Genomic DNA, 14,630 nt, shown 5'->3' with positions numbered 1-14,630 from the left:
TGTCCGGGAGGGGGCTGGCCGACGATATCCGCCGCCGACGCCGGAACTGTGGGCGGGCGTCCGTAAGCGGGCCGGGGTTTCAGACTATCCCGAACGGGCGGAGCGGTCGGACACGGAGACAGCAAAGACCCCGCACCGCGATGCGGTACGGGGTCTTTGGACCAATGCTTACTTGTGGTGCTTGCCCGACCCGCTGGGCTTGGCGTGCGCGGCCTTGGGTGCTTCGGCGTGGCCCGGCGCGCGAACGGCTGCGGTGACCGCCCCGGATCCGTAGCTCGGAACCGCGGGGGTGGCGGCGTGCTCATTGCGGTGCTCGGCGGCCTTCGCGAGCCCGGCTGCGCGGTGCGCAGCGGCGTTCTGGTGGGCCCAGGCGCTGTTGCCGTGCTCCGAGGACTTCTCGTGCTCGTTTGACTGGTCTTCCCCGGCCTCGTCAGCATCATCGCCGTCGGTCGGCTCCGGGGCGGGCGCCGTCTCAGTCTCCGTCGGCTCCGGGGCCGGAGCGGTCTCGGTCGGCTCCGGGGCGGGCGCCGTCTCCGTCGGTTCCGGGGCGGGAGCGGTCTCAGTCTCCGTCGGCTCCGGGGCCGGAGCGGTCTCCGTCGGCTCCGGGGCGGGAGCGGTCTCCGTCGGCTCAACCGTCGGATCCGCCGTCGGGGTCTCGGTGGCGGTCGGTTCGGGAGAGACGGTGGCGGTCGGGTCCGAGCTGAGTTCCGTTACGGTGGCAGCCATGGCGGCGCCGGCACCACCCGTGACGACGACGGCGGCAACGACGGTGGCCTTGCCTGCAGTACCGAGGGCGCTGAGCCAGGTGAAGATTCCTGCCAAGGGGTGATCCTTCCAGAGTTCGTACGTTGAGGGCGGCTCGCGGTTCCACACCGCCAGCCGCGCGCAACGTTACCGAACAGAAAGCAAGGTCCGGGGCGGGAAAGGAATTCCTGCGGAATTCCTTGGGAAAAACACTGTCAGCCGCGGCTCAAAGGCACTGGTCCGGCGCCTGCCGGGCGCCCGGGGGCCTGGCACCCCCGGGGCTTGGCAGCGGAGGCTGTGCATCACCGTGTCCCTTTTCAGGCCAGGCGGCTGCGGACGATCTCGCTGACGGACTTGCCGTCGAAGCGACCGGCCACCTTGGCGGTGACCGGCTTCATCACCGCGCCGATGGAGCGCATGGAGAGCTCCTGACCGTCGGCCTTAAGCGCAGCGATGGCCTCGTCGACGATCGCTTCCACCTCGTCGCGAGTGAGCGCCTTAGGCAGGTATGCCTCGATGATTTCGGCTTCAGCGACCTCGGCGGCGGCGCGGTCGGTTTCGCCGGCTTCAGTGAAGATGCGGGCGGTGTCGCGACGCTTGGCGGCTTCCTTCTGCAGCAGCGACGTCACCTGGGCGTCGTCTAGCTCAACCGGCGTCTTGCCTGACTTCTCCCGGGTGCTGATCTCGCCCAGGACGTTGCGGACGGTAGTCAGCGCGGTCTTGTTGCCGGCCTTCATGTGGGTGACAACGTCTTCTTTCAGGCGCTCTTTGAGCGTCATGGTGTCCTCTTTCCTAGATCGTTAGCGGGGTGCCCTACAGGCCAGTTTCCCCCAGGAGCGTGCGAATGACGATGCCGGGCCGCCTACGGCCTGCCGTCCACAGGTACAGGCCGTTGTTTCCACCGCTCCCCGCTCAGACTTCGGGCCTGCACGCCCCCTGGCCCAGAATGGACAGGCCTGTGAGGTCCCCGGCCTGGTACGTGGTTACCCCGGGGACGGCCGTGGGGTTCATCAGCTGGGCCGGGTCCTGGACGTGGCCCAGGCCCACGACGTGGCCGAGCTCGTGTTCGATGACCCCGCGGGCGGGCGCCAAGCCGTCCCGGAGGATCAGGGACTGCATTGCGGGCCCGTTCAGTTCCAGCTGGCCGCTGACGTAGGTGACCTCGGTGCCGTCCCGGCTGAGCGCGGCGCTGCCGCCCAGACCCATGACGTTGGTTCCCACGGCGTAGTTGGTGAAACGGGGCTCCTCGGCTGTGGTCTCCCAGGCGATAAGCACCGGCGCCCAGCGGTCCCCGTACCGCGCCGGCTGGTAGGACTTGTGCTTCGCCGCCGGCGCCTCCGTGGTGGCTCCGTCGTTGATAAACACCAGCCCGGTCGCCCGGGAGACGGCTGCGATGGCCTCCTTGATCAGTCGGGGCCCTTCCGCCGGCTGGTTGGCGGCGCGCGTGACGTAATGGATAGGCCGGCAGGGGTCGTAGGCGGCGGGCCGCTTGTCCTTGCCGGTGGCCGTAAACGCGTAGGAGCGGGATTTGACGGTGACCGGCGCGGGTCGACCCAGCGGGGCGACGGCCTCTTCGCGCCCAGGTGTGGGGTGGTCCGCAGCCGCGCGCGGGGTGGGCGCCGGAGTAACCGCCGCAGGAGCCGCCGCCGGAGTCCGGGGCCTTGCACCGGCGGACGGAGCGGTGCGGTACACCAGGGGGTCGGATGCGCCGGCGGCAGGATCGCCCGCGGGTCCGCCCAGGAACGACGACGGCTTCAGGTCACCTTTGAGGTACAGCAGGAAACCGCACACGAGCGCAATGGCCGTCAGGACGGCGACAGCCTTGAACAACCGTCCCAACATCCTGCCGAGGGCCCGGAGGAGGCGGACCGGCCACGGGACGCGGCGCGCCCAGACGTCCCGGACGGTCGAGGAGGTGTGGACCTGGCTGGGGTCCCAGCCGGGCAGCAGCGGGGCCGGGTTGCCGCGCCAGCCTTCCGACGGGGCCTGGCTGCCGGCCGTTTCTTCAAGTTTCCAAAGCGGAATCCGCTTCGGCTCCCCCGCATCACTCATCGGCGCCCCTACCCCCGTCGTCGTCGGCTCCGGTGTCAGCGTAAGGGAATTCGAGGCGCCGCACTACGTCCCGCATGATTTTGTCCCGACATCAGCCGAGATGCCGGCGCTCGGGTGGCTCTACCGCCACAGGCGGGCCCAACGGGTTACCAGCATGATTGTGCGACCCACGCAGGGGCTCAAAAACCCCTGCAAATTGTGGAGCTAAGGAGATTCGAACTCCTGACCTCTTCGATGCGAACGAAGCGCTCTACCAACTGAGCTATAGCCCCGCAGCAACGCCGCTCCCGGAGGAACGGCGTTGTCAACGTTCCTAGGCTACAAACTATCGGCGTGCATTGCCAGCCAGCCCTCGAATGTCTGCGTGCCGTGTCGCTCGCCGGGGGCCAGGTTGAGGCCGGCGCGCAGGTATTTGCCCATGCCGCCGGGCAGCGGCAGTTCCACTACCCGGCCGCGCGCCCCGGTAGCCTGCCGCCAGCTGTGGGCCAGCTCGCGCATCCCGACGATCTCCGGACCTCCGACGGTCCGGACCCGGTGCCGCACGCCGGACGGCGCCTCCAGCGCCGACTCCAGCAGTTCCGTGGCCACCTCTGCGGGCGCAATCGGCTGGAACCGGGCGCCCTTCACCACCGGGATCAGCCGGATCCTTGCTCCGGCGGCAAACACGCCGGCGAGCAGGGAATGGAACTGCGTGGCCCGAAGCACCAGGGTTTCAAGCCCGGAACGCTCGTAGACCTGCTCTTTGGCCGCCTTCGACTTGTAGTAGCCTAAGCTGCTCCGGTCGCAGTTGACGATCGAGAGCATGACAGCCTTCCTGACGCCGGCGTCCTGGGCGGCAGCGAGCAGCCGCGCTCCGCCGTCGGCGAAGTTCTTCAACGCCCTGCCGGATTGTCCCTCAAGGCAATCGATGACGACATCGGCTCCGGCCAGCGCGGCGGCCAGCCCCTCCCCCGTGGTGACATCCCCACGGAAATACTCTGCGCCGTCGTCCCGGCCGGCCTCCCCCGGCGCGGGCGGACGACGGCTAAGCACGGCGACGCGGTGTCCGCCCTCGACGGCCTGCCGCACCACTTCACGGCCCACCTGGCCGGTTCCCCCCGCAACGCAGATTCTCGTCATGCTCGTCAGGATAACTCCCGCGGGCAACAAAAAGCCCCGGGCGGCCGATGCGTCGGCTGCCCGGGTCGGGAAGTTTGAGTCAGGCGCGTCGGCGCTGCAGGACGTCGTCGAGGTTGCTCAGGGCGCTCTGCCCCTTGCCCATCACCTTCGACTCGGCAGCAGCCGCCTCCGGCTGCCGGACGGTGGCCTGCTTGAGCGAGGGCTTGCCGACGGCTTTCGGGGCTTCCGGCAGGTCCAGCGGCTCCGGGGCGGGGCGTTCCGCCTTGGGCGCCTCCACATACGTCGGCTTGGGGACCTCCACGGGTTCCCAGCTGGAGCCTTCTGCAGAGGACGGGTCGCCGACGCGGCGCACGGACGTATCGCCCGAGGCGGCGGCCTCGGCCAGTGCCGCCTGCCGCAGTTCGTCGGCTGTCAGGGGTGCGGGGGCGGCCTGGGGCTGCGCGGCACCTGCTTCTGCGTCGAAGAGCGGACTCTCTTTCGCGGGCACCGCAGCTTCCCGGATGACGTCGGACTGCGCCGGGGTCTCCTCGGAAGCTCTCCGCTCCGGGGCGCCCATGGCCGAGCGGAACGCGGCGTTAACCTTGCGCCGGCGGTCCCGCACCGCAAGCCTGCGGAGCAACACGACGGCGGCAACGGCCCCGAGCAGGGTGGCGGCGGGCAGCCAGCCCGAGCCGACGCCGAAGAGCCGAAGGGCGGCGGACACGACGCCGGTGAGCAGCGAGAGCAGCCCCAGCACGGCAAGCGCCAGCCGGCCGTAGCGGATCCGGAACGCCGGAGCCGCCGGTTTCCGATCGCCGGGGTTAGTGGAACCCGGGGCTGACTCGGGGCGCTGCGTACTCGTCATCGGTGTCTCCTGCGGGGCAGCCATCTTCATGAGGTTTCCGGCTTGGGGGTCTGCTTTTTCTACATCCACGGCATTCATCAGGAGCTCCCCCGCCGGCTGCAGCTGGGGGCGGCCGTTCCGGAGCATGTAAGGAGCCACCCATACGATCCAGAGCGCAACAGCAATGACAAGGATCACTGAGCTGCTAAGAGGGAAGTCCACAATCAAAACCGTATGAGCAAGACGGCGGAGCGGGCGGCATTGGCAGCGGTGTGTCGCGAGGCAACTGCCAAATCACTGGATATATGACGAAACTGCTGGTCAGGCGGGGGTTTCCGGTGCCTGTGCGGGGCGTGTTTCCAGCCACCGGGCCAGCAGGCCCCCGGGGACTTCCTCGGAGGTCAGGGCGAAGGTGCGGTGGTCCGCCCATGCGCCGTTTATGTGCAGGAAACGCGGCCGGTAGCCCTCGTCGCGGAATCCGAGTTTTTCCACCACCCGCAGGCTCGGACGGTTCTCCGGCCGGATGTTGATTTCCATCCGGTGCAGCCCCAGGGTCCGGAAGCAGTAGTCAGTCGCCATCGCGACGGCGGTGGGGGCTATGCCCTGGCCGGCGCGGTCCTGGTCGACCCAGTAGCCGAGGGTGGCCATCATGGCCGAGCCCCAGACAATCGAGGAGACCGTCAGCTGCCCCACGATCACCGGTTCCTTGAACCCGGGAGTCCAGGCAGCAATGACAAAGGGAAGCGCGGTGGCCTGCGCCGCCTGGGCCTTGAGCGACCGCACCATCTGCCGGTAGTCAGGCAAGCCGCCGCCCGGTACCGGGTTGGACGCTTCCCAGGGGGCCAGCCACGCGTCGTTGCGGGCCCTAAGCTCGCTCCACTCCTTGCGGTCCCGGTACCGGATCGGACGCAGCACAAGATCGCCGCACTCCAGGGTCACCGGCCAGGTGAAGCTGCCCCCCATGGGACTATTTCGTCAGGCTGGAGGCGAAGCCGGGCAGCCATTCGCGCAGACCGGGGCCGAGGTCATCACTGTCGCAGGCGAGCTGGACGCAGGCCTTGAGGTAGCTGAGCTTGTCGCCCGTATCATAGCGGCGGCCGCGGAAAATGACGCCGTACACGCCGTAGCCTTCACCTTCGCCGGCGGAAAGTTCCTGCAGGGCGTCGGTGAGCTGGATTTCGCCGCCGCGGCCGGGCTCGGTCCGCTCGAGGACCTCGAACACCGCGGGGTGCAGCACATAGCGGCCGATGATGGCCAGGTTCGAAGGGGCCTCGTCGACGTCGGGCTTCTCCACCAGCTGCTTGATCCGGACGTACTCCTCGCCCTCAACCGGCTCGACGTCGGCGCAGCCATAGGCGCTGATCTGCGAGGGGTCGACCTCGATCAAAGCCACGACCGAGCCGCCGGTCTTTGCCTGGACCTCGATCATGGTGCTGAGCAGCTCGTCGCGGGCATCGATGAGGTCGTCGCCCAGCAGCACGGCAAAAGGTTCGTAACCGACGTGCTGCTTGGCGCGCAGCACGGCGTGCCCGAGGCCCATGGGGTCGCCCTGGCGGACGTAGTGGATATCGCCCAGGTTGCTCGCGGCCTGGATGGACTCCAGCTTGGCGGTGTCGCCCTTGGCCTCCAGCGTCGCTTCCAAGGTGGGCACGCGGTCGAAGTGGTCCTCGAGGGCGCGCTTGTTGCGTCCGGTGATCATCAGGACGTCGTTGAGGCCCACGTTCACGGCTTCCTCGACCACGTACTGGATGGCCGGCTTGTCGACGACCGGCAGCATTTCCTTCGGCATCGCTTTGGTGGCCGGAAGGAAACGGGTGCCGAGGCCCGCAGCGGGGATGACGGCCTTACGGACGGAGGCGTTGGGTGTAATCACTCGACTAATCTAACTGAGGGGGCAAAACATCAGGTAATTGTCCCCACCGGCACGGCAGCCGCGGCAGCCGACATCATCAGGCGCCGCCCGGGCGAGAGGACGCCACCGCATGAGCACCAAGGAAGAGATCCGTTCGCGGCACCGGCTGCGCCGGACAGCGATGTCGCCGGCGGAGCTGGATGCCGCCGGTTCGGCAATCGCCCGGCACGGGCTGGCGTGGGCCTCCGGGCTGGCCGACGGCGGACCACGCACCTTCGCTGCCTACCTCGGCGTCGGTTCCGAGCCGCCCACCCTGCCTCTCTTGGCCGCCCTGCATGATGCCGGCCACCGGGTGCTGCTCCCGGTCTGCGAACCTGGACTGGCGCTGAGCTGGGTGTACTGGACCCCGGCCTCGGAGTTTGTCCGCAGCCGCTATGCACCCATCCAGGAGCCGACCGGTGAACGGCTCGGCACGTCCGTGATGCGGGACGTGGCCGGAATCTTCCTCCCCGCCACGGCCCTGGACCGTTCGGGCAACAGGATCGGGCAGGGCGGCGGCTATTACGACAAGTTCCTTGCGGCCCTCGCCACACTGCCGGCGGGCCCTTCCCGGGCCAGCGACGGCCCGCTGCCGACGGCGGCCGTCGTCTACGACGCCGAGGTACTCCCCGCTGGCAGCATCCCGGCGGAGTCCTTCGATCAGAAGGTCGCGGCCGCCCTGACTCCTGGCGGCTTGGTCCGGCTTGCCGGGCTTTCCTAGCCGCAGCCGGCGGGTGATAGAATTGGCACTCAGGCCCTGCGACTGCTAATGCGGTTTCCTCGTCCACCGATTCCGGTGGCGGAGATGCCGCTCCGGCAGCACGGGACCTGCTCGTTTGTCCAAGAGGAGGAACCCCAGTGCCCACGTATGCATATGCCTGCAAGGACTGCAGCCACGCCTTCGAGACCGTGCAGTCGTTTACGGACAGCTCCCTGACGACCTGCCCGGAGTGCCAGGGGACGTTGCGCAAGAAGTTCAACAGCGTCGGCGTCGTGTTCAAGGGCTCCGGCTTCTACCGGACCGACTCACGCGATAGCAAGGGCAGCGCCGTCGCCCCCGCTGCCAGCCCGGCTGCGAGCTCCGCACCGGCTTCCGCCGCCGCCAACTAGTACCCGGCACGCCGGCACCCCCACGGTTGTCCACATAGCGCCGCCCGGGCCTGACGCCGGCTGGCTTCCCCACCATAACGTGGCGACATGGCCCACCGCAGCCGCCGCACACTCTTTTCCCGATCAGCACCGTCTTACGGGTCGACGCCGCGTTTCAGATCGTCTCCGTCACCGCTTCCGCGCGCTGCCATCCGCCCTGGCTCGCGCCGCAAATTTCCGCCGAGGCGGCGCTTCCGCGGCTGGCTGGGAAGACACCGAAGGCTGGTCATAGCCCTGCTGCTGTGCCTCGCCGCCGGCATGGCCGTGCAGCAGCTGACTCCTGCGCCCGAAGCCACCGTCACCGCGTGGGCCGCGGCCAAGGATCTCCCGGCCGGCCGGGTGCTGGATGCGGCCGACGTCGTCGCCATCCAGATCCCGCCCGGCGTTCTGCCCGCCGGCCCGCTTGACCCTGCCGGACTGGACGGGAAACAGCTCGCCGTGGCCCTGCGCAAGGGCCAGCTACTCTCCGACTCACAGTTCGTCGGCCCCGGGCTGCTCGCCGGCAGTCCGCCGGGTTCGGTGGCCGTGCCACTTCGCATGGCAGACCCTGCCTCGATCCAGCTGGTCTCCCCAGGCCAGCTGGTCAATGTCGTGATGACGAGCGGCGACGGTTATGAAAAGGCAGCCGCTTCCCGGCTCCTCGCTTCGGCTGTTCCGGTCCTGTGGACCTCAGCGCAGGGCGGCCGGGCCGGCCCATGGCTCGACGCCGGGGCGACGGACGGCCTGATCGTGGTGGCCGCTGACCCTTACCAGGCCCGCCAACTCGCCGGAGCGTCCACGCACGGCAAGCTGTTCTTCGTCCTGGTCAGGGCCGGGCGCGGATAGCGGAGGCCGCCGGCTGCTTCGCCGGCGTGCGGGTCAGCCCCAGTGCGGCGGCCGCTGCTCCTTGAGCCAGGCATCGTGGTCGTAGCTCCCGGGCTGGTCGCCCCAGCGTCGCGGATCGTCTTCGGCCGCCTTGTTCGGCAGCAGTCCGCCGGAAGCCGCGGCGCCGGCCCCCGGCTGCCCCTGTGGTTTCTGGGCGGGCGCTTCCTGGTTCCGTTCAGCGGTGTCCGGGGCAGTCACGTTCGGGTCGCCTGCCTGCTTTGCGTCACCGCTGTCACTGCCGTCACCGTGGTTGTTGTTTTCGTTCTCGCCGTCTGCGCTCATGCCGCCGGCCTCCTTGCTGCAAATAACTGTTCAGTGCCTCCGGGCCTGCCGGTTAGCCCCGGTCAGCTGCGGTCAGCTGCGGCCGGAGCGTAGGCATCTTGCCCGTCTTCGACGCTCAGGTTTTCGATGTCGTCGGAGAAACCGGGCGAGGGGCGCACCCGGCTCGGCGCCGCAGGCTTCTCCAGTCCGAGGTAGCCGCCGATCCGGTCCGCGCAGGCGGACGGATCGGTGAAGACCTCTATTGTCCATAGTGGCATGTACCGCCAGCCCATGCGCTCCAGCAACTGCGGGCGGAGCCGGCTGCGCTCACGCACTGTCATCCGCCGGTACCGTTCGGTGCCGTCAGACTCGATGGCAACCGGGCGGGGAATCTCGGCGTCGTCCTGGCCGATAGTGTGCATCGGGTCGGCCGCGGCAACCATGTCCAGGACGCCGTCGTACTGGTGCCAGACGCGAGCGCCGCGGGCACGGAGCCGGTCCCCGAGATCGGCCACCAGCGGGTCGGCGCCAAGGGCCTGCTCGCTGGCCGCGGCACGGGATGCCGGGCTCCCCAGGTCGGAGTTGCCGGCGATCTCGCGGTCCAGGAGCTCGTAGAAATCCACCGCGCCGTGGCTCAGGCGGGTGACGTCCAGGTCCTCGGGCCGGAAGCAGCTCAGCACGTGCAGTGAACGCCGCGCCCGGGTCATCGCCAGGGCGAATTTAGCACGGCCGCCCTCGGCTGAAAGCGGCCCGAGGCTATGCAGCGCACGCCCGTGCGGGGTGCGGCCGTAACCGGGCGAGAAGATCACATGGTCGCGGACCAGCCCCTGGGCCCGTTCGAGGTCCACGACCCGGAAAGATTCGTCGCCGGCGGTGAAGAAACTGCCCAGCACCGGGTAGTTGGGCAGCTGCCGCCGGATGGCCTCGCCGATCCGGGCGGCGTGACGCAGGCTGCCCGTGACAACCGCCAGGGAGGTGCGGGGGCGCAGCCGTGCGTGTTCGAAGACCAGCTCCACCACACGGTTCACTTCGGCCACGACGGATTCGACGCCGTCGTGGTCGGCGCTCGGCAGGCCGGTCCCGTCCGGCAGGTATTCCACTGTCAGGGCCCGGTCCAGGCCCGTGGCCGACTGCCCCTCCGGGAGCCGGCGGAGTCCGCCCTCGTAGAATCCCTTGCTCAACTGCCGGACCAGGTCCTCGTCGACGGCGCGGTAGACGGTCCGCAGTTTCCAGACCGGCAGCACGGCGGCCAGGGCCTGGTAAGCGCTGTCCACCGGCTGGTGCGAGTTCTCACCCGCGGCGAGCCGCTCGACCCCCACGGTGAAGCCGCGCGGGCTGGCGATTTTGTCGTCGCCAAAAGCAATGACCTGCCGGGAGCGCGCCACGGCGGGCAGCACGGCCTGCAGGGACGTCGCCTCGGCGTCGAGGATCACGACCGCGTCGAAGCGCTGTTCGGCCGGCAGCAGGCTGGTCATAAGGTAGGGGCTGACGGACCAGACCGGCACGAGCATGGGCACGAGCTCCGGTGACTGCGCGGTCAGTGCCGCCGGAGTGACCCGCCCGTCCTTGAGCAGGCTGCGCAGCAGGTCGGCCTGGCGGGGGTGCTCGCTGAGGGCGGCGCGCCACCGCTCGGCCAGTTTCCAGCGCAACCGGGCGGCGCCGCTGGCGATGTGCGCGTTGTCCGCGAGGCGGTACTCCGCCTCGAGCTGGCGGAGGGCGTCGCCGTCGGACATGGCAAGGTAGTCGTCACCGCTGATCATGGCTTCGAGGGCCGACTGCCACCAGGCCAGCTCAAGCTCCGCGGCCACCGACTCGGCCGGCACCTCGCGCTCGGCGAGGTCCGCGAGCAGCTCGCCCAGGCCGTGCTCGCGCATGTTCTCCACCAGCAAGGTGCGCTCGGGCAGGGTCTCCAGCGTGCCGGTGTCCGCGACGAGGCGTTCCAGGCGCTCCACCAGTTCCTCGTACGGGGTGTCCCGGACCGCTCCGCCGGCAGCCGTATGCCGCACGGCCTCACTCAGCTCGGCCAGCTCGGAATCCAGCTCCCGGTACAGGGCGGTGATCTCGGCCAGCCCGGAGGGAACGGCAGGGTGGCGCTGAGTGGTGGCGTACCCCGACCAGGTGGCCCGCTGCTCCTGGACCAGCACCAGCGAACTGTGAAGGTCCGCGATGTGCACGCCCGGACGGACGTACTCCTTGGCAACGCGGCGCAGGCGTGAGCGTTGCATCGACGCCATTTCGATGTTCCGCTCGCGGCGCCACGAGGACGGGGCGGTGGCCGAAATCAAATCATGGACGGGCCGGTCGAAGATGTCGGGGGTGAACTTGTCCAGGCTTTCCCGGACCGCGACCAGCAGGTCGATCTGGTCCCCCCATTCGGCGAATGTCTCGCCGAGGCGGATCTCTGCGTGTTCGGCGACGCCGTTCATTCGTTCGCGCAGCTGCGGGAGCTTCTCCGCGACAGAGCGGGCCACTTGCTGCGCCTCCTGGGTCTCCTTGCGCGTCAGCAGCCGGGCGCCGTGCCAGGGGCTCATGGTCGAGGCGCGGCTGAAGCTGCCCAGCTCGGCCGCCCGTTTGAGCCGTCCGGCCAGTTCCTCACGGTCCCGGATGCTGTCCAGCACGCTGCGCTTGAGCCGGACGGTGGTGGCCGGTGCCGGGTGGATGGCGGTCAGGGCCGCGAGCGACTGCATGGCCTCGTACGGCGAGCAGCCCCAACGCTGGCGAACGTTGTGCAGGGATGCGACATGGTCCATCAGGGCGTGCCGGTGCTCGGTCAGGGTGGAGTGCAGGTTCTTCAGCTGCGGTTCGAGCGACTTTTCGTTGCGGACAATCGCGCGGACCAGCTGCCCCTTGAGCATCAGGGGCGTGGAGTTGCCGGCGAGCTGCACGAGCAGCGATTCGAGCCCCAGCGTCTCCAGCTGTGCGGAAACTTCGCCCAGGCTGGCCCGGCGGTCGCCCACGACCAGGACACTTTTGCCTTCATCGACCAAGGCGCCGATGGTGTTGATCGCGGTCTGGGTCTGTCCGGTGCCCGGCGGGCTGCTGACCACCAGTGAGTCGCCGGCGCGGACGGCGTCCACGACGTACTGCTGGTCCGTATCGGCGTCAAGCAGCAGGAGTTCGTCGGCGGGGCTGCGCTGGTCCGTGCTGGGAAAGCGCCCCTCTTCGAGGCGGGGAACATCCACCGGGTCGCCGGCCGCGGCACGGCCCAGCGCCGCCACGAGCGGGTTGTTCGGGTTGATCCAGGGGTCATCCAGGTTGCCGGAGAGGTCGGCGAACGTCGAGACGAGCAGGTTGTGCTCGATTTCGGCGCCGTGGATCGGCTGGATCAGGGTGCCGAGGCGGTCCAGCACCGGCTGCGGATCGTACCGGGCCGTGCTGTAGGCCATCCGGGTCACGGCGTTGACGTCGAAGACAATCCCGTGGATGGTCTTCAAGTGCCGGACCAGGGCGGGGTTGATCCGGGCCTGTTCCGTGAGCTGCAGTTCGTAATCGTCCTCGCCGGGGCGCACGGTGAGGGAAATGGCGGTGAGCATGACCGGCGCGGACACGCGCTGCGGCTTGCCCCCGACGGCGGAGGTCCAGACAACGGTGCCGGCCGAGAAGTAGCCGGCGTCGATGCCGCGGTCGTTGGCGAGCTCGAAGATCTTGGAGCGAAGGTTGCGCGAGGCCCGCGCGGCGACGACGTACTGCTGACGGTCACGGATCAGGGTCGACAGGCGGGTCCTGCGGCCGGCCATCAGCTGCGCCAGGCCCGAGGGATGCGCGTGGGTCAGGTCAATGGAGCCCTCGGGCGTTTTCGTAAAGCGCAGCATGGTGTCTGCTCCGGTGACGGGTTTGAGACCCGACAGCCATTTCCTGAACTCCTCGGAGCCCTCGGGGTGGCCTTGACCAACTGACACTGCTGCCTTCTTTTCTGTGCTCACGGTTTCTGTGCTCGCGGTTTCTGAGTTCGCGCGGGACGCCCTGGACCATACCGGCATGCCTTCGAGGTTAGCCCGAATCGGGCGTCAGTGCGGGGCCGCAACACTGGCGTACACCAAATTCGTGGGCAAATTGCTTCGGCGAAAGGGCTGGCCAAAAGAAAATGGCCGGCCTCCGAAGAGGCCGGCCATTCACAACGCTATTCCCACTCGATGGTTCCCGGCGGCTTGCTGGTGACATCCAGTACCACGCGGTTCACGCCGTCCACCTCGTTGGTGATCCGGTTGGAGATCCGGGCGAGCAGCTCGTAGGGCAGCCGCGACCAGTCCGCCGTCATGGCGTCCTCGGAGGACACCGGACGCAGCACGATCGGGTGGCCGTAGGTGCGGCCGTCGCCCTGCACCCCGACGCTGCGGACGTCCGCCAGCAGCACGACCGGCATCTGCCAGACCTCGTTGTCGAGGCCGGCCGCGGTCAGCTCGGCGCGCGCGATGGCGTCGGCCTTGCGCAGCAGGTCCAGCCGCTCCTTGGTCACTTCGCCGACGATCCGGATGCCGAGCCCGGGGCCCGGGAAGGGCTGACGGCCCACGATTTCCTGCGGCAGGCCGAGCTGGGCGCCGACGGCGCGAACCTCGTCCTTGAACAGTGCACGCAGCGGTTCCACGAGCTCGAACTGCAGGTCTTCCGGCAGGCCGCCCACGTTGTGGTGGCTCTTGATGTTTGCCGCGCCCTCGCCGCCGCCGGATTCGACGACGTCGGGGTACAGGGTGCCCTGGACCAGGAACTTGATCTTTTCGCCGTGCGCCGCGGCCTCGGCGATGATGGCCAGTTCGGCCTCTTCGAACGCGCGGATGAATTCGCGGCCGATGATCTTGCGCTTGGTTTCCGGGTCGCTGACGCCGGCCAGCGCGGCCTGGAAACGCTCCTGCTCGTTGGCGACGTAGAGCTTGACGCCCGTGGCGGCCACAAAATCGCGTTCCACCTGCTCCGCTTCGCCTTCGCGCAGCAGGCCGTGGTCCACGAAGACACAGGTGAGCTGGTCCCCGACGGCGCGCTGGACGAGGGCTGCGGCCACGGCAGAGTCCACGCCGCCGGAGAGCCCGCAGATCACGCGGGAGTCGCCGATCTGCTCGCGGATCCGCGCCACCTGCTCTTCGAGGATGTTCCCGGTGGTCCAGTTCGGTTCCAGCTTGGCGCCCTTGAAAAGGAAGTTCTCCAGGACCTGCTGGCCGTAGGCGGAGTGCTTCACTTCGGGGTGCCACTGCACGCCGTAGAGGCACTTCTCCTCGTTGGCGAAGGCGGCGACGTCGGCGCCCGCCGTCGTCGCGAGGACATCAAAGCCCTCCGGGGCCTCGTGGACGGAGTCGCCGTGGCTCATCCAGGTGCTCTGGTGCTGCGGCATGCCCTCAAGGATGGAGCGGCCTTCGCCGATGGTGGTGGTCTCGGTGGCGCCGTATTCGCGCAGTCCGGTCTGGGCGACCTTGCCGCCCAGGGCGTTGGCCATGGCCTGGAAGCCGTAGCAAATGCCGAACACCGGGACGCCGGCCTCGAACAGGTCTGCGCCGACGCTCGGGGCACCTTCGGCGTAGACGCTCGCGGGGCCGCCGGAGAGGATGATGGCGGCCGGGTTCTTCGCCAGCAGCTGCTCGGTGCTGTAGGTATGCGGAACGACTTCCGAATACACATTCGCTTCCCGGACGCGGCGGGCAATCAGCTGCGCGTACTGGGCACCGTAGTCAACAACCAGCACAGGCCTTTGGGACGTCTGGGATGCAGTGGGAGTGGTCACCCCACTAGCCTACTTTG

13 protein-coding genes and 1 tRNA gene are annotated in these 14,630 nt (G+C 68.9%); 3 read left to right on the top strand and 11 right to left on the bottom strand.

All coding sequences use genetic code 11. The features are described from left to right. Positions 1 to 168: 168 nt before the first annotated feature. The 8 genes from AC1DH3_RS02220 to galU all read right to left on the bottom strand — a co-directional run bounded on the left by AC1DH3_RS02220 (position 169) and on the right by galU (position 6,611). Complete coding sequence (locus AC1DH3_RS02220; RefSeq protein ID WP_476908491.1) at positions 169 to 822, bottom strand: hypothetical protein; 654 nt, start codon at positions 820 to 822, stop codon at positions 169 to 171. 239 nt (positions 823 to 1,061) lie between these two features. Beyond that, on the bottom strand, positions 1,062 to 1,523 hold the full coding sequence (locus tag AC1DH3_RS02215; RefSeq protein ID WP_441417111.1) for a GatB/YqeY domain-containing protein: 462 nt from the start codon (positions 1,521 to 1,523) through the stop codon (positions 1,062 to 1,064). A gap of 133 nt (positions 1,524 to 1,656) precedes the next feature. Then, positions 1,657 to 2,796 carry a hypothetical protein gene (locus tag AC1DH3_RS02210; RefSeq protein ID WP_476908490.1) on the bottom strand — a complete coding sequence of 380 codons (1,140 nt, stop codon included), beginning with the start codon at positions 2,794 to 2,796 and terminating at the stop codon, positions 1,657 to 1,659. A 199-nt stretch (positions 2,797 to 2,995) separates the two neighbouring features. Then, a tRNA-Ala gene (locus AC1DH3_RS02205) sits at positions 2,996 to 3,068 on the bottom strand. A gap of 46 nt (positions 3,069 to 3,114) precedes the next feature. Then, a complete protein-coding gene (locus tag AC1DH3_RS02200; protein WP_476908489.1) occupies positions 3,115 to 3,915 on the bottom strand; it encodes an SDR family oxidoreductase in 801 nt (266 codons plus the stop codon). 79 nt (positions 3,916 to 3,994) lie between these two features. Further along, on the bottom strand, positions 3,995 to 4,759 hold the full coding sequence (locus AC1DH3_RS02195; RefSeq protein ID WP_476908488.1) for a hypothetical protein: 765 nt from the start codon (positions 4,757 to 4,759) through the stop codon (positions 3,995 to 3,997). A 300-nt stretch (positions 4,760 to 5,059) separates the two neighbouring features. Further along, positions 5,060 to 5,701 carry a GNAT family N-acetyltransferase gene (locus AC1DH3_RS02190; protein ID WP_441417107.1) on the bottom strand — a complete coding sequence of 214 codons (642 nt, stop codon included), beginning with the start codon at positions 5,699 to 5,701 and terminating at the stop codon, positions 5,060 to 5,062. A gap of 4 nt (positions 5,702 to 5,705) precedes the next feature. Beyond that, positions 5,706 to 6,611 (bottom strand): UTP--glucose-1-phosphate uridylyltransferase GalU, encoded by a 906-nt coding sequence (gene galU, locus AC1DH3_RS02185; RefSeq protein ID WP_441417106.1) that lies wholly within the window; start codon positions 6,609 to 6,611, stop codon positions 5,706 to 5,708. 109 nt (positions 6,612 to 6,720) lie between these two features. On the opposite strand from galU, the gene AC1DH3_RS02180 reads away from it, so the two are divergent. From AC1DH3_RS02180 to AC1DH3_RS02170, 3 genes are all read left to right on the top strand, one after another. Then, a complete protein-coding gene (locus AC1DH3_RS02180) occupies positions 6,721 to 7,350 on the top strand; it encodes a 5-formyltetrahydrofolate cyclo-ligase (RefSeq protein ID WP_476908487.1) in 630 nt (209 codons plus the stop codon). A 137-nt stretch (positions 7,351 to 7,487) separates the two neighbouring features. Beyond that, positions 7,488 to 7,739, top strand: coding sequence for an FmdB family zinc ribbon protein (locus tag AC1DH3_RS02175; RefSeq protein WP_476908486.1), 252 nt, complete (start codon positions 7,488 to 7,490; stop codon positions 7,737 to 7,739). Between the two features lie 297 nt (positions 7,740 to 8,036). Beyond that, positions 8,037 to 8,603 (top strand): RcpC/CpaB family pilus assembly protein, encoded by a 567-nt coding sequence (locus AC1DH3_RS02170; RefSeq protein WP_476908485.1) that lies wholly within the window; start codon positions 8,037 to 8,039, stop codon positions 8,601 to 8,603. A 33-nt stretch (positions 8,604 to 8,636) separates the two neighbouring features. Here the strand turns inward: AC1DH3_RS02170 and AC1DH3_RS02165 are convergent, their stop codons facing one another. The 3 genes from AC1DH3_RS02165 to guaA form a co-directional block, all read right to left on the bottom strand. Then, positions 8,637 to 8,924, bottom strand: a complete 288-nt coding sequence (locus tag AC1DH3_RS02165) for a hypothetical protein (protein ID WP_476892151.1) — start codon at positions 8,922 to 8,924, stop codon at positions 8,637 to 8,639. Positions 8,925 to 8,986: 62 nt separating this feature from the next. After that, entirely contained in the window at positions 8,987 to 12,802 is a 3,816-nt protein-coding gene (locus AC1DH3_RS02160; RefSeq protein ID WP_476908484.1) for an AAA family ATPase, read from the bottom strand. A gap of 221 nt (positions 12,803 to 13,023) precedes the next feature. Then, on the bottom strand, positions 13,024 to 14,613 hold the full coding sequence (gene guaA / locus AC1DH3_RS02155) for a glutamine-hydrolyzing GMP synthase (protein WP_476908483.1): 1,590 nt from the start codon (positions 14,611 to 14,613) through the stop codon (positions 13,024 to 13,026). Positions 14,614 to 14,630 lie beyond the last annotated feature (17 nt).

The sequence above is a fragment of the Arthrobacter sp. 05L428 genome (genome assembly GCF_056397665.1).
The sequence above is the reverse complement of the archived record's forward strand: the minus strand, read 5'-3'. Positions and strand labels throughout refer to the sequence as shown.

Excerpts from the sequence above, each read along its gene's own strand:
- AC1DH3_RS02165 (WP_476892151.1), bottom strand. The coding sequence starts at position 8,924 with ATGAGCGCAGACGGCGAGAACGAAAACAACAACCACGGTGACGGCAGT.
- AC1DH3_RS02210 (WP_476908490.1), bottom strand. The coding sequence starts at position 2,796 with ATGAGTGATGCGGGGGAGCCGAAGCGGATTCCGCTTTGGAAACTTGAA.
- AC1DH3_RS02170 (WP_476908485.1), top strand. The coding sequence starts at position 8,037 with ATGGCCGTGCAGCAGCTGACTCCTGCGCCCGAAGCCACCGTCACCGCG.
- AC1DH3_RS02190 (WP_441417107.1), bottom strand. The coding sequence starts at position 5,701 with ATGGGGGGCAGCTTCACCTGGCCGGTGACCCTGGAGTGCGGCGATCTT.
- AC1DH3_RS02200 (WP_476908489.1), bottom strand. The coding sequence starts at position 3,915 with ATGACGAGAATCTGCGTTGCGGGGGGAACCGGCCAGGTGGGCCGTGAA.
- AC1DH3_RS02215 (WP_441417111.1), bottom strand. The coding sequence starts at position 1,523 with ATGACGCTCAAAGAGCGCCTGAAAGAAGACGTTGTCACCCACATGAAG.
- AC1DH3_RS02180 (WP_476908487.1), top strand. The coding sequence starts at position 6,721 with ATGAGCACCAAGGAAGAGATCCGTTCGCGGCACCGGCTGCGCCGGACA.
- AC1DH3_RS02195 (WP_476908488.1), bottom strand. The coding sequence starts at position 4,759 with ATGACGAGTACGCAGCGCCCCGAGTCAGCCCCGGGTTCCACTAACCCC.